Origin of the sequence: Comamonas testosteroni TK102, from assembly GCF_000739375.1 — a bacterium.
In the GTDB taxonomy this organism is placed as follows: domain Bacteria; phylum Pseudomonadota; class Gammaproteobacteria; order Burkholderiales; family Burkholderiaceae_C; genus Comamonas; species Comamonas brasiliensis.
In genome coordinates this window covers 2123868-2142340 of record NZ_CP006704.1, presented here as the reverse complement: position 1 = coordinate 2142340, position 18473 = coordinate 2123868, and the positions used below count along the sequence as shown (strand labels likewise).

The following is an 18473-nucleotide window of genomic DNA, read 5'->3' as shown; positions in this document are numbered from 1 at the left end:
ATGAACCTGTTGCCCATTCCCGCTTTTTCCGACAACTACATCTGGATGCTCCACGATGCGGAACACGCCGTGGTCGTCGATCCGGGTCAGGCCGAGCCTGTGCTGAGCACATTGGCACAGCGGGGTCTGAAACTGCAGGGCATTTTAGTCACCCATCATCATGCCGACCATGTGGGCGGCATCGATGCCATTCGCGCGGCCACCGGCGCTCCCGTCTGGGGCCCAGCCTACGAGTCCCTGCCCGAGCCCGTCACGCGCGTGCAGGGCGGCGACAGCATCGAGCTGCTCGGCGGCCCCTGGCAAGTCATCGATGTGCCCGGACACACCAGCGGTCATATTGCCTTCTTCAGCACCCGGGCGCAAAGCGAGCCCCTGCTGTTCTGCGGTGACACGCTTTTCTCGGGCGGCTGCGGCCGCCTTTTCGAAGGCACGGCAGCGCAGATGCAGGCCTCGCTGGACGCACTGGCCGCCCTGCCCGGCAGCACGCTGGTGTGCTGCGCACATGAGTACACAATTTCCAACCTGCGATTTGCGCAGGCCGTGGAACCAAACAATCCAGAACTGGCTCAGTATCTGGAACATTGCCAGCAACTGCGCAGGAGCGGGCAGCCGACGCTGCCCTCCACATTGCAGACCGAGCTGGCCATCAACCCGTTCATGCGAAGCCGCGCTGCCGATGTGATCGCAGCCGCCGTGCACCATGATCCTCAAACCAGGCCCGAGGACCCCGCCAGCGTGCTGGCCACCCTGCGCCAATGGAAAAACGTTTTCTGATGAAGCTGCTATCCACCCTGCTGCTGACAAGCGCACTGATCTTGACCGGCTGCGCCACCACCAGCAGCGTCGACCCCATGTATCCGAACGGCCCGCTCAAACCCCTGGGCCAGGGCAAAGTCGGCAGCTCCGAAGTCGCTGAACTGGAAGCCACGGGCGACCTCTGGGTTCGCATCCGCAAGGGCTTTGCCATGCCCAACCTGGAGCAGGATCTGGTCCAGAACCAGGAGCAGTGGTATGCCACCCGCCCCGACTATATCCAGCGCATGACGGAGCGATCGAGCAAGTATCTGTTCCACATCGTCGAGGAACTGGAGCGCCGCAACATGCCGACAGAGCTGGCGCTGTTGCCGTTCATCGAAAGCGCCTTCAACCCTCAGGCCGTCTCCAGCGCCAAGGCGGCAGGCATGTGGCAGTTCATGCCGGCCACCGGCACCTATTTCGACCTCAAGCAGAACGTCTTCCGCGATGATCGCCGCGATGTGCTGGCCTCGACCCGCGCCGCGCTCGACTATCTGCAAAAGCTCTACAACATGTTCGGCGACTGGCATCTGGCCCTGGCCGCCTATAACTGGGGCGAGGGGAGCGTGGGCCGCGCCATCAAGCGCAATGAAAAGCTGGGCCAGCCCGCGGGCTACCTTGACCTGCAGATGCCGGCCGAAACCCGCAACTACGTGCCCAAGCTGCAAGCCGTCAAGAACATCGTGGCCGAGCCCGAGAAGTTCAACACCGAGCTTCCCATCATCGAAAACCACCCCTATTTCCAGGCCGTGGATCTGCCGCACGATATCGACGTGGAGCTGGTGGCCAAGCTGGCCGATGTCAGCGCGAATGACTTCAAGGCGCTCAACCCCAGCTTTCACAAGCCGGTGATCTTTGCGCGTGCCACGCCGCAGGTGCTGCTTCCCTGGGACAACGCCAAGGTTTTCCGCCGCAATCTGCAGGCCTATAGCGAAGGCCAGTTTGCCAGCTGGACGGTATGGACCGTGCCCACCACCATCACCGTGGCCGAAGCCGCCCAGCGCGCAGGCCTGGGCGAAGCCGATCTGCGCGCCATCAACAACATCCCGCCGCGCATGCTGATCAAGGCCGGCTCGACACTGATGGTGCCGCGCGATGCCAATGTCAAGACTGATGTGCCCGGCCATGTGGCAGACAACGGTCAGATCTCCTTCGCCCCTGAAGTCGTGACCGTGCGCACCACGGTCAAGGCGCGAAAGCGCGATACCCTGGTCAGCGTGGCCAGCCGCTATGGCATCAGCGTCTCCAACCTCGCGGACTGGAACGACCTCAAGTCGACGGCATCCCTGCGCCCCGGCCAGTCGCTGATTGCCTACCTGCCCAGCCGCGCAGCCCGCAGCGCCCGCGCCGAAAGCAATGACAGCTCGGCCCGCAACACCCGTGGCGGCAGCAAGGTGGCAGCCGCCAGCAAGAACGCCAGGAGCAGCAGCGCGCCAGCTCCCCGTGGCGGCAAGAGCGAACCCAAGGCTCGTGGCGGTACACCTGCCAAGAAGCGCAAATAGGCCTCATCATCCGCAAAAAAAGCCCGCTGTTCGCAGAACCAGCGGGCTTTTCCATCTCTGCTCTTTCAAAAAAAAAGAAAGCAGAAGACGCTTTATAGATGGGCGATTAAAGCCAATTCAAGCAATATTTTTCAGCGCCTATCCACCAGCGCGTGGGCAATCGTGCCCAGATCCACATATTCAAGTTCGCTGCCTATGGGCACGCCGCGCGCCAGCCGCGTGACCAGGATGCCACGCGACTTGAGCGCCTCGCTGATGGCATGGGCCGTGGCCTCGCCCTCGGCCGTGAAGCTGGTTGCCAGAATCACCTCCTGCACCACACCGTCACAGGCACGCTCCAGCAACTGCTTCATGCCGATTTCCTTGGGGCCCACGCCATCGAGCGGCGACAGCCGCCCCATCAGCACATAGTAGTAGCCCTGATAGGCCTCCGTGCGCTCCATGGCCGCCAGATCGGCCGGCGCCTCGACCACGCACAGCCGCGCGCCATCGCGCCCGGCGTCATCACAGATGCTGCAGATGGCGCCTTCGGTAAACGTGTGGCAGCGCTCACAGTGATGCACCGAGTTCACCGCAGAGTCCAGCGCCCGCGCCAGTTGCAGCGCCCCGGCCTGGTCACGCTGCAGCAAATGAAACGCCATGCGCTGTGCCGACTTGATGCCCACGCCCGGCAGCCGGCGCAAGGCCTCAATCAAGGCATCCAGAGATTGCACATCAGACACGGGTTTGTCCTTTCAGTCACCAGAAAAAAGGCGATCTGCCACTGCGCAGATCGCCATTCACTCCCCTCACACCCCGGCCAGGGACAGCAAGCAGGAGCCGCGTCGCGGCATCGCAGCCATCCCTTGGCCGGGGAAGCGGCAGGGCCGCTCAGGGGGGAATCCGTCAGAACGGGAACTTCATCCCGCCGGGCAGGCCGGGCATACCGGCAGTGATCTTGCCCATCTTCTCGTTGGAGGTCTCTTCGGCCTTGCGCACAGCAGCGTTGAAGGCGGCAGCCACCAGGTCTTCCAGCATGTCCTTGTCTTCGGCCAGCAGGCTGGGGTCGATGGTGATGCGCTTGACGTCATGCTTGCAGGTCATCACCACCTTGACCAGACCGGCACCGGATTCGCCTTCGACTTCGATATTGCCCAGCTCATCCTGAGCCTTCTTCAGGTTGTCCTGCATGGCCTGAGCTTGCTTCATCAAACCGGCGAGTTGTCCTTTGTTGAACATGAGAATTCCTTCTTTTGTTGAAACGCCTTATTCAGGCTGAATAGATATGGGCTTGATGCTACCGGGCACGATTTTCGCGCCAAAGTCTCGCATCAAGGTTTGCACCTGCGGATTGCTTTTGACAATGTCCTCGGCCAGCAACTGGCTGGCTTGTCTTTCCAGGGCCAGTCGGCGGGCAGGACTGTCCGTCACCGGCCCTTGCTCGACCTGCAATTGTCGCGCATGACCGGCCGCTTCCAGCGCAGCACGCAAACGATCACGCGTGCCAGCCTGATTCAGCGAGCTGGACTCCACGCGCAGTCGCCACAGATCGCCTTCACGACCCAGCAGCTGCGACTGCAGCGCCAGTTGCCGCGCCACTGCCACCACGGCTTCGCTCTGCAACAACTGCTGCACCACGTCAAACCACAGATCGCCCTCGGGGGTGCGTTCCACGGGGGCTGCATCCTGGGCCGTGCTGGCATAGCCGCCGCCTGCGCTCTGGGCTGGCGGCTCATCCGACTCCATGGGCGGCATGGCATGCAGGGGCTGGCCGACATCGAGGTCGGCATCATCGCCCCAGCGCCCATCGTCAGACCAGCCCTCATCGGGCATGCCTGCCCAGGCCGCTTCGCCGGCATCCTGCTCTTCGGGAGCATCAACCATATCGACGGCCTCGGCGCTCTCGGACGCATCGTCGGCAGGCATATGGTCTGCCTCGGCGGCGGCTTCCTGATTCGCACCAGCCATGTTTTGCTGAACCGCAGCAGGCTCAGGCGTCACGGCAGGCGCTGGCGACCGGGCCGACTCCGGGGCTGCCTGCATCACAGGCCTTGCAGCGGAATACACAGCTGAATCCGAGCGATCGGCAACCGCTTGAATCTGTTCAGGCTCGGCCATGGCGACGACTGACTCAGGCTCTTGCGCTGGTGCCGACTCCGGTACGGCTTGCACAACAGGCTGCTGCACAGACGGCAAGGACTGGACCTCGGTCGCTGGCACCTCCTTCGCCACCGGCGGTGAAGCCGGAGGCTGCTGAATCGGCGCCGGAGCCTGGACAACAGGCCGGCTAGGCCTCAGCGCCGGAGTTTTTTTTTCAGCCGTGCCGGCTTCGGCATGTGCCGGCTTGAAGGCCAGCAGCCGCAGCAGCGCCATGGTCAGCGCCGCATACTCATCCGGGGCCAGTCCCAGCTCGACGCGGCCGTGCAGGCAGATGCTGTAGAGCAGCTGCGTCTCGTCGCGGGGCATCAGACTGGCCAGTCGGTCTACTTCGGCAGCCTCCGGGTCGCTGGCATCCAGCGGCATATCCGGCACGGCCTGCAACACGGCCATGCGCTGCAGAACGGCGCACATTTCCTCCAGTGTCGATGCAGCAGACAGACCGTTGTGGCGCAGCTCTTCGGAGACTTCAACCACCGTGCGCCCGTGCCCCTGCGCCAGGGCATCGATCAGGCGAAAGACATGGCTTCGATCCACGCTGCCCAGCATCTGGCGCACCGTCGCCTCCTGCAACTGCCCGCTGCCAAAGGCAATCGCCTGGTCGGTCAGGCTCAGCGCATCGCGCATGGAGCCGCGCGCTGCGCGAGACAGCAATCGCAGCGCCTGAGGCTCTGCCGGCACGCTTTCCTTGTCCAGCACATGAGTCAGGTGCTCCAGAACCGTTTCGGGCGCCATCGGGCGCAGATTGAACTGCAGGCAGCGCGAGAGCACAGTGACCGGTACTTTCTGCGGATCGGTCGTGGCCAGCACGAACTTCAGATACTCGGGAGGCTCCTCCAGCGTCTTGAGCATGGCGTTGAACGCGGTGTTCGTCAGCATGTGCACCTCGTCGATCATGAAGACCTTGAAGCGCCCCTGCACCGGTTTGTACACCGCCTGCTCCAGCAGGCTCTGCACCTCATCCACACCGCGGTTGGATGCAGCATCCAGTTCGGTGTAGTCGGGGAAACGACCGCTATCTATTTCAGTGCATGCTGCGCATACCCCGCAAGGGGTTGCGGTGATTCCACCATTGCCATCCAGGCCCTGGCAATTCAGCGACTTGGCCAGAATGCGCGACACCGTGGTCTTGCCCACGCCACGTGTGCCCGTGAACAGATAGGCGTGATGCAGGCGCTGCTGGGTCAACGCATTGGTCAGAGCCTGAACCACGTGCTCCTGCCCCACCATTTCAGTGAAGGTACGGGGCCGGTATTTGCGAGCAAGCACTAAATAAGACATAGCCTCTGATTCTACGGGGCCGGGACATGCCAACAAGCCTGCTCCTGGAATCTCATTTCACAGCTCGCGGAACTGTGTCGGTTTTGCATCTATAATCGAGAGTGACGGGCCTCCTCGCATGGGGAAGCAGCCAACCGGGTCAGGTGGGGAACCAAGCAGCCCTAACTGTGGATACAGTGCCGAGATCAGGCTCGTCACCTTTCGATGGAAACCTCTTTTACAGACAAGAGGCTGTCTTCCGGGAAAGGCCATTCTTCACCATGAACAACACCATGCTGCGGCGCTTTGTCCAGGATAAGTGTTTCGCATCGACCTCCCATGCCTGGGAAGGCGGCACCGTTCAGAGCCGAACCTGAGCCCGCCATTGCTTCAAGGTCTCCTGCAGGCCTGCGGCAGACAAAAGCGGCAACCAAGAAATCGGATGCAAAAAAGGCCGCAATTGCGACCTTTCTATTTTTACCGGATTGACATGGCGCCGTGCAGGGACACCATGGAAGCTCAAACCGGAACGCCCACCAGATCATGCCCCTGCGTGCCCACAATGCGCACGCTGATCAACTCACCCACCTTGTAGGTCTTGCTGGCCTTCTCGGGCGGCTGGATGTGAACCACGCCGTCAATCTCGGGAGCATCGGCATAGGTGCGGCCCACACCGCCTTTTTTGCCCAGACTGACGGCCTTGTCCACCAACACCTTCATGACCTGGCCCACGCGGCGCTGCAGACGCTGGGTGGAGACTTCTTCGGCCACTTCCATGAAGCGCGCACGGCGCGCCTCACGCACCTCTTCGGGCAGCATGCCGGGAAGTTCGTTGGCGGTGGCGCCTTCGACGGGGCTGTAGGCAAAGCAGCCGGCACGGTCGATCTCGGCTTCGCGAATGAAGTTAAGCAGATGCTCAAACTCTTCCTCGGTCTCGCCGGGAAAACCGGCAATGAAGGTGGAACGAATCACCAGCTCGGGGCAGATCTTGCGCCACTCACGGATACGGTCCAGGTTCTTTTCGCCCGACGCGGGTCGCTTCATGCGCTTGAGCACATCGGGATGGCTGTGCTGCAGGGGCACGTCCAGGTAAGGCAGGATCTTGCCCTCGGCCATCAGGGGCAAGACCGCATCCACGGTGGGATAGGGGTAGACATAGTGCAGACGCACCCAGGCGCCGTGCTGCTGTGCCAGCTTGCCCAGCTCATCAGCAAGTTCCAGCATGCGGGTCTTGACCGGCTTGCCGTCCCAGAAACCGGTGCGGTACTTCACATCCACGCCATAGGCCGAGGTATCCTGACTGATCACCAGCAGTTCCTTGACGCCTCCTTCGAACAGTGCCTTGGCCTCCTTGAGCACATCGCCGATCGGACGCGAGACCAGATCGCCGCGCATGCTGGGAATGATGCAGAAAGTGCAGCGGTGGTTGCAGCCTTCGGAAATCTTCAGATAGGCGTAGTGCTTTGGCGTGAGCTTGATGCCCGCATCGCCAAAGCTGCCGGGCACCAGATCCACGAATGGATCGTGCGGCTTGGGCAGGTGGGTGTGCACAGCGTCCATCACCTCTTGGGTGGCATGGGGGCCGGTGACGGCCAGCACACTGGGGTGAACTTCGGCCACCATGGTGGAGCCGCCATCCTTGCCGGCCTTGGCGCCCAGGCAGCCGGTCACGATCACCTTGCCGTTGGCAGCCAGAGCCTCGCCAATAGTGTCCAGGCTTTCCTTGACGGCATCGTCGATGAAGCCGCAGGTATTGACGATGACCAGGTCAGCGCCTTCAAAGGTCTTGGAGGTCTGGTAACCCTCGGCGCTGAGCTGCGTGAGAATCAGCTCGCTATCAGTCAAGGCCTTGGGGCAGCCCAGCGAAACAAAGCCTACCTTGGGGATAGCGGTTTGCGTGGGGCTATCGGAGTCGATTGATTTCATTTGATTTTTCCAGCAGCGCAGCGTCTACGCGCCAAGCAGCAATTTTATTTCAAAGGCCAGATCAGCAGACTCGACTCTGTGGCTCGAGCCCGCTGCGCGCACGATGAGAAAACCGGTAAACGAAAAAGGCGCTACAGTTTCCATGGCTGTAGCGCCTGTATTCTGGTGGGTCCTGCGAGATGCGTACTCGCGTACCAACAAATCAAAAGCCCGTGTCTGCGTCAAACATAGACGCGGACCCAAACAGGTGAACTGCTGGATTTTACCAGCTACGCATCTGGCTGCTCACGCCCTCCTGGTCTTTATCCCCACAGCTCAGGTATGGCGTGGTGGCCTGATTCCTTCGAGACCCCAAAGCTCGCCGACTGAAGTGAAGGCGAAAAAGCGGCATGGATCACGCTGACTGAAAATAGGACCTGCGCCCCTCCAGCCTGGGCCTCTCAGACTCCCGAAAGCGCTGGCCGATCAGATTGAATACTCCTCCACAATCAACCATCCCATACTCCCCACACCATCATTGATGATGTCCAGGTGGTTGCCGCCCTCGTACACACGAATGTTCTGCCCCACGAAAGCTCTGGGCACAACACGCTCGATATTGCACAGTGCCAGCTTGATTTGCTCACTCAGCGCGGAAAGCGACTTCTGGGAGTAGTCAATGTCTATGGCCTCAGCCAGCAGCCCATAGACAACCCTCCTTTTCCCTTCCTCAGGAAAAGCAAGCACTTTGGTGTGCAAGAGTTCCGCATTGGAAAATTTGCGGCCAGTGAGTTTTTCGAAAACTTCAATGCTTGGCAAAGCGCCCTCCCCATGCAATGTGACCAAATGCAACAAGCATAGTCGAACGCATTTACAGGGGTCAACTGTCGGCTGCGGGTCGAAGGTCCTGCCCCGCCATGCCCGTCACAGCAGCCTACTCAGACGCGCTGCAAGTCCCTCCACAACGTTCACCTCGGCCTCATCAAACGGCTGTCAGAGAATCAAGACACCTTTGGAAAACCCAATGCGATAGCGGGAGCACCTATGGACATTGACCCAACACCATGAATGCGATGGTCACGGTCGACCGATAGAAATGCTTTTGCATGGGAGCTGTCAAAAACAGCCTCCCGATCAATTCTGGTCGCTGGCCTTCCTCAGATCGTCCACGATTGATGCAAAAAAACTCATACAGAGTGTGAGCGCCACGAACGCGAAACTGACAAGCAGCCATTTCATAGTTGCACCCCTGTGATTTACACTTTTTAACAGTATGAGTGCACCAGCTGATAACGCTGAATAGATGTTTACGCTAGCCCTGTTGCAGGCCAGGTCGGCTTCGTCGCACCAGGGCTCCGAAACTCCCCTGGCCTCGCCAAGAGGAGCATGAGGCGGGGTCGATATGGCTCAATGCCGGTGCACTGGGCCAGCTGATCCAGCAAGCCACTGGCAAGTTCATCGGCACTCAGACGGTGTGGCAGTCGATGCCGCCGCCGCTGCCTGTCAGTGCAGTGAAAACACAGCCGCTGCCTCAATCTCAAGCGGCCTGGAAAGCAGATACCCTTGAGCACAATCCACCCCAAGCCTCTGTAGCATTTCCAGCTCTTCAGGTCGCTCCACGCCCTCGGCAATCACGAGGCTTCCGATTTCATGCGCGAAGCTGATCAGGCCTCTGGCCAGCGCACGCCGCTTCTCGTCGGTGTCGATCGAGTGGGTAAGACTCATATCCAGCTTGATGATTTCCGGCTCAAGATTGAGGATGTGCCGCATGCTGGAATAGCCCGCGCCGGCATCATCAACCGCCAGTTTCGCGCCCCGGCGACGATAGGGCTCCAGTCCAACGGCAAGTGCCTTGTAATCCTTGACCGCTGCATGCTCGGTAATCTCCAGGACCAGGCGGGAGAGATCATCGATGCCATCCAGCAGTTGGTGGAACTTGCTGCTCAGCAGCAATTGTGGCGAGCAGTTGACACTGACGCTGCTGCTGGCAGGCAGTCGCTGCAGCGCAGGAAGTGCCTTGGCAATCGCGCACAACTCCAGATCAACGCCGAGCCCTGCCTTGTCTGCCACGTCGAACCAGTAATCCGGCGCATGTCTGGGCTCGACATCAAAACGCGAAAGGCTCTCAAAGCCGCAGATGGCCTTGTCGCGCAGACTGCAGATCGGCTGGAACACCATTCTCGGATCGCCGTGCGCCAAAGCGGAACGCACTTCGCCAACCAGCTGTGCCTTGATCCGCTCCTCTGCGGCCTGCTCTTCGATGCGGTCAGCCAGGATCTCGGCGAATGCCCGCAGCAACTGCATGTCACGCTCGCCCAGCGTGGGATTCGGGAGAAAGCTGAAGCAGCAAAGCGTACCGTAGACATGCCCGTCCGTGAGCCGGACGGGAACACTCAGATGGGAGCCGATTGGAATGGCATGGGTTGCGGAAATCTGCTGAGCAGCCGGCACCCGACTGGTGTCCGGAATGCATTCGGGCAACTCGCCGTGGACCACCTTCAGGCAATATCCCTCCTGCATGGGAATGCTCTGACCTTGATAAAGCGGTCCACCCGAAACACTGTCCAAATGCTTGAGCACCCGATCAGCGGCTCCGAAGTGCGAGACAAAGGCGATATCCATTCCAAGGTGCTTGCGAACCGCACGAAGTATGCGATCAACACCTTCGGCACACACACCTGATCTCATCAAGTGATTGAGATGGCGATTTCCTTCAAGCTCCAGATCGTTCATCTGCATGCCCCCCTCTTACATACAGTCGACTCACATGACTTTTGTCACTTTTTAATACAAAACAGCATTCAATGTGAAGCGATAAGCCTCGATGCGCAGCCAGTTTCTCAGCAGCGAGCGTGGAAAAAATGTCAATCAACCCAGTAGGTTCCGCAATCTGCCTCGATTTCAGCCGCCGCTGCAACCACGCTTTTCCGCCAAACCGGGCCTGATCGCCCTGTCACGTGGCATCGGCCAAACGCCCGTCTACAGACCTCTCCATCACAGCGCCAACGGACAGCAATCGAACTGGAGCCACGTCCGGCTCCGCATGATGCATCTGCGGATAAAAGTCTGGGCCGAACCAATGACTGCATCAAGGTCGACGGACTTTACAAAATTATGTTTCAGTTTGATACAAATAGCCCGATATCCAGTTAATTACTGTTTGGGTTCGAGGAGAGATCAATGAGACGGTGCATCATCAAAGTGGCGGGAGCCTATTACACGGCGCTCTTCCCCAGCACGTGCGCCGCTCTTGAAGACGCAATGAAACGCTTTCCCGGTGCCACCACGATCAGCGTCAGAGCAGCATGTCTCGCACTCAACCACTCGATGCTGCACTGAGTTGTCCCACTGGGACCTCGTAAGGCCTTACCTGCCGCAGTGAGCGCGCATATGGCACCCCCTGCCCTGGTCACTCCAGCCCGTCCATGACAGAACTTTCTGAGCGCTCTGCTGCTTTGCAGATGACTTTGCGTATGAGAGCACTACTGAGCGACCACCTGCACGCGGCTCAGGTCGACCCCAAGTGAGCTGGCTTTTTCAAGCAGGCGCCTGAACTGCTGCTCGGGAATGGTCTTGCTGCGCGACAGCAGCCAGAAATAATCCAGGCTGTCGCCTATCACCAGGGCCGTCTGATATTCGTCATCCAGACTCACCACGTTGTAGCCGCCATAAAAAGGACCAAAGAAGGAAACCTTGAGTGCTGCCACATCAGGGCGGCCCAGAAAGCGCGCCCTGCCCCGGGCCTGCCGCCATTCCTGCTTCGCAGGGTCATAGCCCCGGTTGATGACGGTCACGGTCCCATCTTCGTTCAGACTGTATTGCGCGGAGACCTGGCTGAGTCCTTTTTCAAAACGGTGCTCTATCCGCGCAAGCTCGTACCAGGTGCCCTTATAGCGCGTGACATCGAAGCCACTCACAGGCTGCACGCCTTGAGGGACCGAGACTGCGCAACCCCAGAATGCAGCGGCAACTCCCGCCGCAACCGCCGTCAAAGCAGCACAACGAATCGACGAACTTCTCGAAAAACGCATGCTTGTTCCTGAAGTTGAAAGCCTCATTCAACCATTCATGCTCCTGCCCGCCCTGCAAAGCGGGCTTTTATCGTTCTGGGAAGCCAGGGTGCAAGACAGCTGGGGGCAGCTTTGACGGGCGAGCAAAGGCCGCCGCCACTTTGCCCCAAAGACGCACAGGCGAACATATGTCTCCTGCTGCAACTATCCACATCTACCCTAAAAATACTTGATGTAGTCGTGATTCCAACGCAATTCAAGCGAACCATTGGCCACCCTGCGAATTCACTGGACGCGCCATCGCGGCAGCTGTACCGTCGTCTTTTGGTTCAGCAACTTGATTGAAGGCCGCCTGCCCCATGAGTAAATCCAAAGAGTCCACCGTCCATCACATCGTGGATGCAAAGCAGTGGGAACTCAATCGCGAAAAAGAGCGCATCACCTATCCTGCCAACCATGCCGGCCCGATTCAGATGGACTGGCGCAAGCGCGAGAACTACTCGGCCACCGACCTGAACTACCGCGGAAGAAGTAAAACCCCGTAGCAGCAGATCCGGCCCGAACGGCAGCACAAACCCTGTCACCGCCGAAACAAGCGGGAGCCCGCTTTGGGGAATGAACAAATGGCGACGCACACTGCAAGCTTGGGCCTACTCCCCCGCTTCAATGATCCCGAGTGGAAGTACTGCAGGCCACTCCCCAAAGCCGGCACCACACTGAGGAACAAAGTCCTTGGACTCGAAAAAGCAGTGAGCCCAGATACCAATGCTGATTGGCATTGGACTCCATCCGCCGTAGCCCATTGACTGCGCAGCTCCTGCAAGGCGCTGCTTCGTCCGCACACATGCCAAGAAAAAGCAGCTTGAATCTGGCTCTTGCTGCCTAATTGATAGCAAAAGAAAAGGCCCCGTATTGCTACGGGGCCTTGCTATCTTTGGTGGGTCCTGCGAGATTCGAACTCGCGACCAACGGATTAAAAGTCCGCTGCTCTACCGACTGAGCTAAAGACCCTGCCACACCTCAAAAGCAGTAGTTGCCTAATCAGTGGAATAACGTTATTGTAATCTATTTTTCCAGGCCCGCTGCCGAAAACGCGAATTAGTTGGATCAGTTCGCGGTTAGTTCGACTGCCGGGCCAATTGATCGAGCACCCAGCCTGCAGCGCACTGACCAAAGGTTGCCGTCACGGCCACGACCGAGCCGTAGCCATGGCAGTTGAGGCTGCCATCACCGCCCTCGATGGAGCAAGATGCATCGGGAGGAGCTACCGCCTCCCGGCTGAACACGCAGGTCACGCCCATGCGCTTGCCATCCTTGGGGGCGCCATGCTGCTTGCGCAGCCGGTACCGCAGCTGCGACAGAAGCGGATCATGAGTCGTCGCAACAAGGTCGGCAATATCCACCAGATGGGCCATGCGCTTTCCGCCCGCAGCGCCGACGGAAATGAAGCACTGCCGGGTCTTGCGCGCGTGCGCAGCCATTTCGGCCTTGGCCTTGATCTGATCGCAGGCATCGATCACCGCATCGGCATCGACCGGCAAGAGTTGCTGCCAGTTGTCAGGGTCGACAAACTCGTCAATGCAATTGACCACGCAAGCGGGATTGATCTCGGCGATGCGATCACGCATGGCTTCGATCTTGGCCTGACCCACCGTGCTGGTCAGCGCATGGATCTGGCGATTGATATTGGACTCGGCCACATGGTCCATATCGATCAGGGTAAGGCGGCTCACACCGCTGCGCGCCAGGGCCTCGGCCGTCCACGAGCCGACTCCGCCGACACCGACCACCACCACATGGGCGGCACGAATCCGGGCTGCGCCCGGTACGCCGTAAAGGCGCTCCAAACCGCCAAAGCGGCGCTGCACATCTGCTTCTTCCATAGAAAAAACAGCGCCGTATGGGGGCGCTGTTTCCGCTTGAGGCTGTGAATATCCGGCCATTACTTGAGCGTCGCCAGCTTGGACTTGGCAATCCCTGCGGCTTCCGAGTTCGGATAGGCCTGCAGCAGCTCTTCCAGAGTCTTGCGCGCCGCCTTGGTGTCCTTGAGTTCCACCTGACAGTTGGCGATGGACAAGGCCGCTTCGGGCGAGCGGGCATGCATGGGAGTCGTGGTCATGACCGAGCGGAAATTGGCAATGGCGTTCTTATAGTCGCGCGTGGCGTACTGCGAGTTGCCCAGCCAGAAGCGCACCGACGGTGTATAGCCGCTCTTGGGCCACTGGCGCAGAAAAGCGGCAAACGCCTGACCAGCCTCGGGGAACTTGCCCGAACGGAACATGCCCAGAGCCTGCTCGAAGTCCTGTTGCTCGTTGCGATCGGCAGTGAATTCCACACCGTCCACGGTCACGCTGACTGGTTCGAACTGGCGCAGACGCTCGTCAAAGCCCTTGGCCAGATCTTTCTGACCGCGCTGCAACTCGGCAGCGTCGCGTGTCAGCTGCTCGTTCTGACCACGCAGCTTGGCCTGGTCGGACTTGAGCGACTCGATCTGCGACTGCAGATCCAGCAGGCTGCGACGGGTTTGCTCCTGCGATTGCTGCAGGCTGTCAACGCGCTGGCGCAGTTCGATGATGGCGCGGCGCGCCTCGTCATCACCAAACAGGGCTGCATGGGCGCTGATGGCAGAGCCGGCCAGCAGGCCGGCCACCACCAGGCGCGGCAGCGTTGCGTGACGGAGAGTCAACAAGGCCTGCTTCATCATTAACGGTAGTTGATTTCAACGCGACGGTTCTGGGCGTAAGCGTCTTCGCTATGGCCTTCGGCAGCAGGCTTTTCCTTGCCGTAGCTCACCGCTTCGACCTGAGCGTCGTTGACACCCAGCAGACCCAGGGAGCGGCGCACGGCTTCGGCACGCTTCTGACCCAGAGCCAGGTTGTATTCACGACCGCCGCGCTCGTCGGTATGGCCTTCCAGCTGCACCTTGGCCGCAGGATTGGCCTTGATGAACTTGGCATGGGCTTCGATCTGGGGCTGTGCATCGGCCTTGACAGAGTAGCTGTCAAAGTCGAAATACACGATGCGGCTGACGCCCTGAGGGCCGGCCTTGGAGGCGGCCGAACCGGTCAGGTCCACACCGGACACGCCGCTCTGGCCCTGGCCGCTGGTGCCAGCACCCTGGCTCGACAGCGAACCGTCAACGGGCTTGTCGTCCAGCTTGACGCCAGAGCTGCAACCTGCGACCAGCGCGGTCACAGCCAAAGCCAGGGAAAGACGTTTGATAGTCAACATGAGATTTCTCCGAACAGTCCACAACGGACTTCATCACTAGAAAGAAAGAGGGAAAGCAAACTTCAGATCAGTGTTTCTGGAACGGGCCCCAGTCGGGTTCACGTATGTCTCCACTTGGACCTGCCAGACGCGCCTTGATCTTGCCGTCCAGCGTGGTGGTCATGAGCGCTTCACGGCCTCCCTGAATGGTGGCGTAAACAATCAGACGGCTGTTGGGCGCAAAACTCGGGCTTTCGTCCGCCGTGGTGTCCGTGACGGAGTTCACGGTGCCTGTCGCCAGATCCATGACCTGGAGCTTGAAGCCACCGCCCACGCGGGAGACATAGGCCAGCCACTTGCCGTCGGGGCTGATGGCGGGCGAGATGTTGTAGGTGCCGCTGAAGGTCACGCGCTCGGCACTGCCGCCCGAGGACGAAACCTTGTAAACCTGAGGGGCGCCGCCACGGTCGCTGACGAAATAGATGGTGCGACCGTCGCTGGAGAAGCAGGGCTCGGTATCGATGCCACTGCTTTGCATGAGGCGGCGCGGCTCGCCGCCCTGAGCGCTGAGCAGATACAGCTGCGAGCCACCGTCGCGGCTCAGCGTCACGGCCAGACGGCTGCCGTCGGGCGACCAGGCAGGAGCGCTGTTGGAGCCGCGGAAATTGGCCAGCAGACGACGGTGGCCGCTGGCCACATCGTGCACATAGACCACGGGCTTGCGTGACTCGAAGGACACATAGGCCAGCTGGGTGCCGTTGGGTGCCCAGGCGGGGGAAATGATGGGCTCGGGGCTGGACAGCGCCGATTGGGCATTCTCGCCGTCGGCATCGGCAATCCACAGGCGGTATTGGGCGCCGGCCTTGGTCACATAGGCAATGCGGGTGGAGAAAATGCCTTTTTCGCCCGTGAGCTTTTCATAGATGTAGTCGGCAATGCGGTGCGCCACCAGACGCAGATCGCCGGTGGTCACGGCAAAGCCCTGGCCGCCCAGATCCTGGCCCTTGACCACATCCCACAGGCGGAAGCGCACATCCCAGCGGCCATCGGCCAGGCGGGTGATGCTGCCGGTGGCCAGCGAATCGGCACCCTTCTGGCGCCACTGCGCCACGTCGGGGCGCGAGGTCTCGTCCAGCGCGACGCCGGAAGCGTCCACGCCGCGGAACTGGCCACTGCGCTCCAGGTCGGACTGGATGATGGCGGAAATCTTCTGCGGGGCCGAACCTTCCCCCTTGAACGGGGCGATTGCGATCGGCAGCTGTGTCAGGCCCACGCCTGTTACCTCAACCCTGAACTGGGCCAGTGCCGGAAGGGCCGGCGTGGCGGCTAGCGTTGCCAGCATGGCTCTACGGGAAGCGCGCGGCCCTGCCGCCCAGGTTGTCAGGGATGGAAGTCGGTCAATAGTCATTGGCAGCCATCAAAATTTCCGGAATTGCCCGGTACAAACACAAGCGCGAATGTTACACACACTGACGGATTCCTGATGTAAGAACGTGCTCAGTAGGGTGATCAAACGCAAGTGTCCCAAAATTTTCAGATCGGGAGCATGCCAGAGTCTGCATGAGTGCAGAGACAAGCCCCGGACCAATTCTGCCGCAGGCTTGCGCTTTATATTCAAACAGGCATAGTTGGTTACAACTTCATCCCGAATTTCATCTATTGAGATCCGTGCGGACTCCAAAAGCACAAGCCCTAAAATCACGCGCTTATGCAAGCCACACCGTCACCATCGCCGAGCGAGCCCCCCAAGGCCGCTCCCGCTCCAGCTGTCCCCGCCCATCCATCCGAGCTGCCGCTGATGCAGCGCCTCAAGCGCCTGACGCCTTATTTCTCGGGCCAGCGCTGGGCCTGGGGTCTGGCCATTTTTGCCACGCTGGTGGGTGCGGCGACCGAGCCTGCCATGCCGGCGCTGCTCAAGCCCCTGCTCGACAGCGGTTTTACGGCAGGGTCGCTGCCGCTGTGGACGGTGCCCGTGTTTCTGATCGGCCTGTTCGTGATTCGCGGCCTGGCCCAGTTCACGGGGCAGTACGCGCTGGCACGCATCACCAATGACGGCATGCTGGGTCTGCGCCAGAAACTCTTCGAGCGCCTGCTGGCCGCCGACATGAGCCTGTTTTCCAGGCAATCGGCCTCGGCGCTTTCCAACACCATCGTCTACGAGGTGCAGACCGGTGCCCAGCAGCTGGTGCAGGCGATGATGAGCATCTCTCGCGACGGCTTCACGCTGATCGCCCTGCTTGGCTATCTGATCTATCTGAACTGGCAGCTCACGCTGATCGTGGCCTTCATGGTGCCGGGCGTGGCCTGGGTCATGAAAACGCTGTCGCGCCGCCTGTACCGCATCACCAAGTCCAGTCAGACGGCCACCGACGAACTGGCCTATGTGGTGGAGGAGAACGTGCTGGCCCACCGCATGGTGCGCCTGCATGGCGCCCAGGCTTCGCAGCAGTCGCGTTTTGGCGAGCTGAGCCGCCAGCTGCGCGGCCTGAACACCAAGGCCACCATCGCCTCGGCCGCCATGACGCCGCTGACCCAGGTGCTGGCGGCGATTGCGCTGTCGGTGATTCTCTGCATCGCCCTGTGGCAAAGCCGCGAAGGTGGCGCCGCCATCGGCTCGGCCAGCGTGCAGGATGTGACCGTGGGCGGCTTTGCCGCCTTCATCTCGGCCATGCTGATGCTGATTGCGCCCATTCGCCGCATGGCCGATGTGGCCAACCCCATCACGCGCGGCGTGGCCGCACTGGAGCGTGGCCTGGCCCTGCTCGAAGGCTCCACCGACGAGCAAGGCGGCAGTTTCAAGCCCTGCGCCAAGGTCAGCGGCGCACTGCAGCTGAGCGATGTGAGCGTGCAGTTCGGCCCGGACAAGGCTCCGGCCCTCTCGCACCTGAGCCTGGACGTCAAGGCCGGCGAAGTCGTGGCCCTGGTCGGCCCGTCCGGTGCTGGCAAGACCACGCTGGTCAATCTGCTGCCCCGCTTTTTTTCGCCCACCAGCGGCCAGATCATGCTGGAAGGGGTTCCCGTGGCCGACTGGGACCTGAACACGCTGCGCCAGCAGTTCGCCATGGTCAGCCAGGACGTGGTCATGCTCAACGACAGCGTCGCGGCCAATGTGGCCCTGGGCCAAGATATTGACGAGACACGCGTCTGGTCCGCTCTGGAGGCCGCCAATCTGGGCGACTTCGTGCGCAATCTGCCCCAGGGCCTGCACACCCTGGTCGGCCACAATGCCAGCCAGTTCTCGGGCGGCCAGCGCCAGCGCCTGGCCATTGCCCGCGCGCTCTACAAGGACGCGCCCATCCTGATCCTGGACGAAGCCACTTCGGCACTGGACAACGAGTCCGAGCGACTGGTCCAGCAGGCGCTGAACCGTCTGATGCAGGGCCGCACCACGCTGGTGATTGCCCACCGCCTGTCCACCATCGAGCATGCGGACCGCGTGGTCGTCATGGAGCGCGGCCAGATTGCCGAACAAGGCTCGCATGAGCAACTGATGGAACTGGGCGGCCTCTACGCCCGCCTGCACAACCAGGTGCGCAGCTCGACCCCTGGCGAGCCTCAAATTTAAGAGCTGTCACCGCATATAAATAAAGGACTTCAGGGTCAAATGAACCTGAAGTCCTTTTTCATTGGGCGCTAGCAGCTATCAAAATAGCTA

15 protein-coding genes, 1 tRNA gene and 1 other RNA gene are annotated in these 18473 nt (G+C 60.7%); 5 read left to right on the top strand and 12 right to left on the bottom strand.

The genetic code is table 11. From position 1 onward, the window contains the following. On the top strand, nucleotides 1-774 hold the full coding sequence (gene gloB, locus O987_RS09690; protein WP_043371933.1) for a hydroxyacylglutathione hydrolase: 774 nt from the start codon (nucleotides 1-3) through the stop codon (nucleotides 772-774). Continuing rightward, complete coding sequence (locus tag O987_RS09685) at nucleotides 774-2297, top strand: transglycosylase SLT domain-containing protein (RefSeq protein WP_043371931.1); 1524 nt, start codon at nucleotides 774-776, stop codon at nucleotides 2295-2297. The genes gloB and O987_RS09685 overlap by 1 nt, the downstream gene beginning before the upstream one ends. Nucleotides 2298-2428: 131 nt before the next feature. On the opposite strand, the gene recR is transcribed toward O987_RS09685, so the two are convergent. The 3 genes from recR to dnaX form a co-directional block, all read right to left on the bottom strand. Continuing rightward, the gene (gene recR / locus O987_RS09680) at nucleotides 2429-3019 is read right to left on the bottom strand and encodes a recombination mediator RecR (protein ID WP_003056679.1); all 591 of its coding nucleotides are present in this window, start codon (nucleotides 3017-3019) and stop codon (nucleotides 2429-2431) included. Between the two features lie 163 nt (nucleotides 3020-3182). Beyond that, the gene (locus O987_RS09675; RefSeq protein ID WP_003056681.1) at nucleotides 3183-3515 is read right to left on the bottom strand and encodes a YbaB/EbfC family nucleoid-associated protein; all 333 of its coding nucleotides are present in this window, start codon (nucleotides 3513-3515) and stop codon (nucleotides 3183-3185) included. A gap of 27 nt (nucleotides 3516-3542) precedes the next feature. Continuing rightward, nucleotides 3543-5714, bottom strand: a complete 2172-nt coding sequence (gene dnaX / locus O987_RS09670) for a DNA polymerase III subunit gamma/tau (RefSeq protein WP_043371928.1) — start codon at nucleotides 5712-5714, stop codon at nucleotides 3543-3545. Between the two features lie 103 nt (nucleotides 5715-5817). Between dnaX and ffs the strand changes: the two genes are divergently transcribed. After that, nucleotides 5818-5913: signal recognition particle sRNA small type (gene ffs / locus O987_RS27930), an RNA gene on the top strand. A gap of 299 nt (nucleotides 5914-6212) precedes the next feature. Here ffs and rimO read toward each other — a convergent pair. The 4 genes from rimO to O987_RS09650 all read right to left on the bottom strand — a co-directional run bounded on the left by rimO (nucleotide 6213) and on the right by O987_RS09650 (nucleotide 11515). After that, the gene (gene rimO / locus O987_RS09665) at nucleotides 6213-7619 is read right to left on the bottom strand and encodes a 30S ribosomal protein S12 methylthiotransferase RimO (protein WP_043371925.1); all 1407 of its coding nucleotides are present in this window, start codon (nucleotides 7617-7619) and stop codon (nucleotides 6213-6215) included. A 465-nt stretch (nucleotides 7620-8084) separates the two neighbouring features. Beyond that, nucleotides 8085-8417 carry a hypothetical protein gene (locus O987_RS09660; protein ID WP_019044248.1) on the bottom strand — a complete coding sequence of 111 codons (333 nt, stop codon included), beginning with the start codon at nucleotides 8415-8417 and terminating at the stop codon, nucleotides 8085-8087. Between the two features lie 684 nt (nucleotides 8418-9101). After that, the gene (locus O987_RS09655) at nucleotides 9102-10337 is read right to left on the bottom strand and encodes an EAL domain-containing protein (RefSeq protein WP_019044247.1); all 1236 of its coding nucleotides are present in this window, start codon (nucleotides 10335-10337) and stop codon (nucleotides 9102-9104) included. 743 nt (nucleotides 10338-11080) lie between these two features. Further along, entirely contained in the window at nucleotides 11081-11515 is a 435-nt protein-coding gene (locus O987_RS09650; RefSeq protein WP_235214335.1) for a lipocalin family protein, read from the bottom strand. 452 nt (nucleotides 11516-11967) lie between these two features. Between O987_RS09650 and O987_RS09645 the strand changes: the two genes are divergently transcribed. Next, nucleotides 11968-12153 carry a hypothetical protein gene (locus tag O987_RS09645; protein ID WP_003056699.1) on the top strand — a complete coding sequence of 62 codons (186 nt, stop codon included), beginning with the start codon at nucleotides 11968-11970 and terminating at the stop codon, nucleotides 12151-12153. A gap of 390 nt (nucleotides 12154-12543) precedes the next feature. Here O987_RS09645 and O987_RS09640 read toward each other — a convergent pair. The 5 genes from O987_RS09640 to tolB all read right to left on the bottom strand — a co-directional run bounded on the left by O987_RS09640 (nucleotide 12544) and on the right by tolB (nucleotide 16226). Then, a tRNA-Lys gene (locus O987_RS09640) sits at nucleotides 12544-12619 on the bottom strand. A gap of 107 nt (nucleotides 12620-12726) precedes the next feature. Continuing rightward, the gene (locus O987_RS09635; protein WP_043371921.1) at nucleotides 12727-13551 is read right to left on the bottom strand and encodes a tRNA threonylcarbamoyladenosine dehydratase; all 825 of its coding nucleotides are present in this window, start codon (nucleotides 13549-13551) and stop codon (nucleotides 12727-12729) included. Then, nucleotides 13551-14312: a tol-pal system protein YbgF gene (ybgF, locus tag O987_RS09630; RefSeq protein WP_003056826.1), complete on the bottom strand. Its 762-nt coding sequence runs from the start codon at nucleotides 14310-14312 to the stop codon at nucleotides 13551-13553. The genes O987_RS09635 and ybgF overlap by 1 nt, the downstream gene beginning before the upstream one ends. Beyond that, nucleotides 14312-14839: a peptidoglycan-associated lipoprotein Pal gene (pal, locus tag O987_RS09625; RefSeq protein WP_003061517.1), complete on the bottom strand. Its 528-nt coding sequence runs from the start codon at nucleotides 14837-14839 to the stop codon at nucleotides 14312-14314. The genes ybgF and pal overlap by 1 nt, the downstream gene beginning before the upstream one ends. Nucleotides 14840-14906: 67 nt before the next feature. Then, the gene (gene tolB, locus O987_RS09620) at nucleotides 14907-16226 is read right to left on the bottom strand and encodes a Tol-Pal system beta propeller repeat protein TolB (protein WP_043371918.1); all 1320 of its coding nucleotides are present in this window, start codon (nucleotides 16224-16226) and stop codon (nucleotides 14907-14909) included. Nucleotides 16227-16526: 300 nt separating this feature from the next. Between tolB and msbA the strand changes: the two genes are divergently transcribed. Next, nucleotides 16527-18383, top strand: coding sequence for a lipid A export permease/ATP-binding protein MsbA (gene msbA / locus O987_RS09615; RefSeq protein ID WP_043371916.1), 1857 nt, complete (start codon nucleotides 16527-16529; stop codon nucleotides 18381-18383). The last annotated feature ends 90 nt before the right edge of the window (nucleotides 18384-18473 follow it).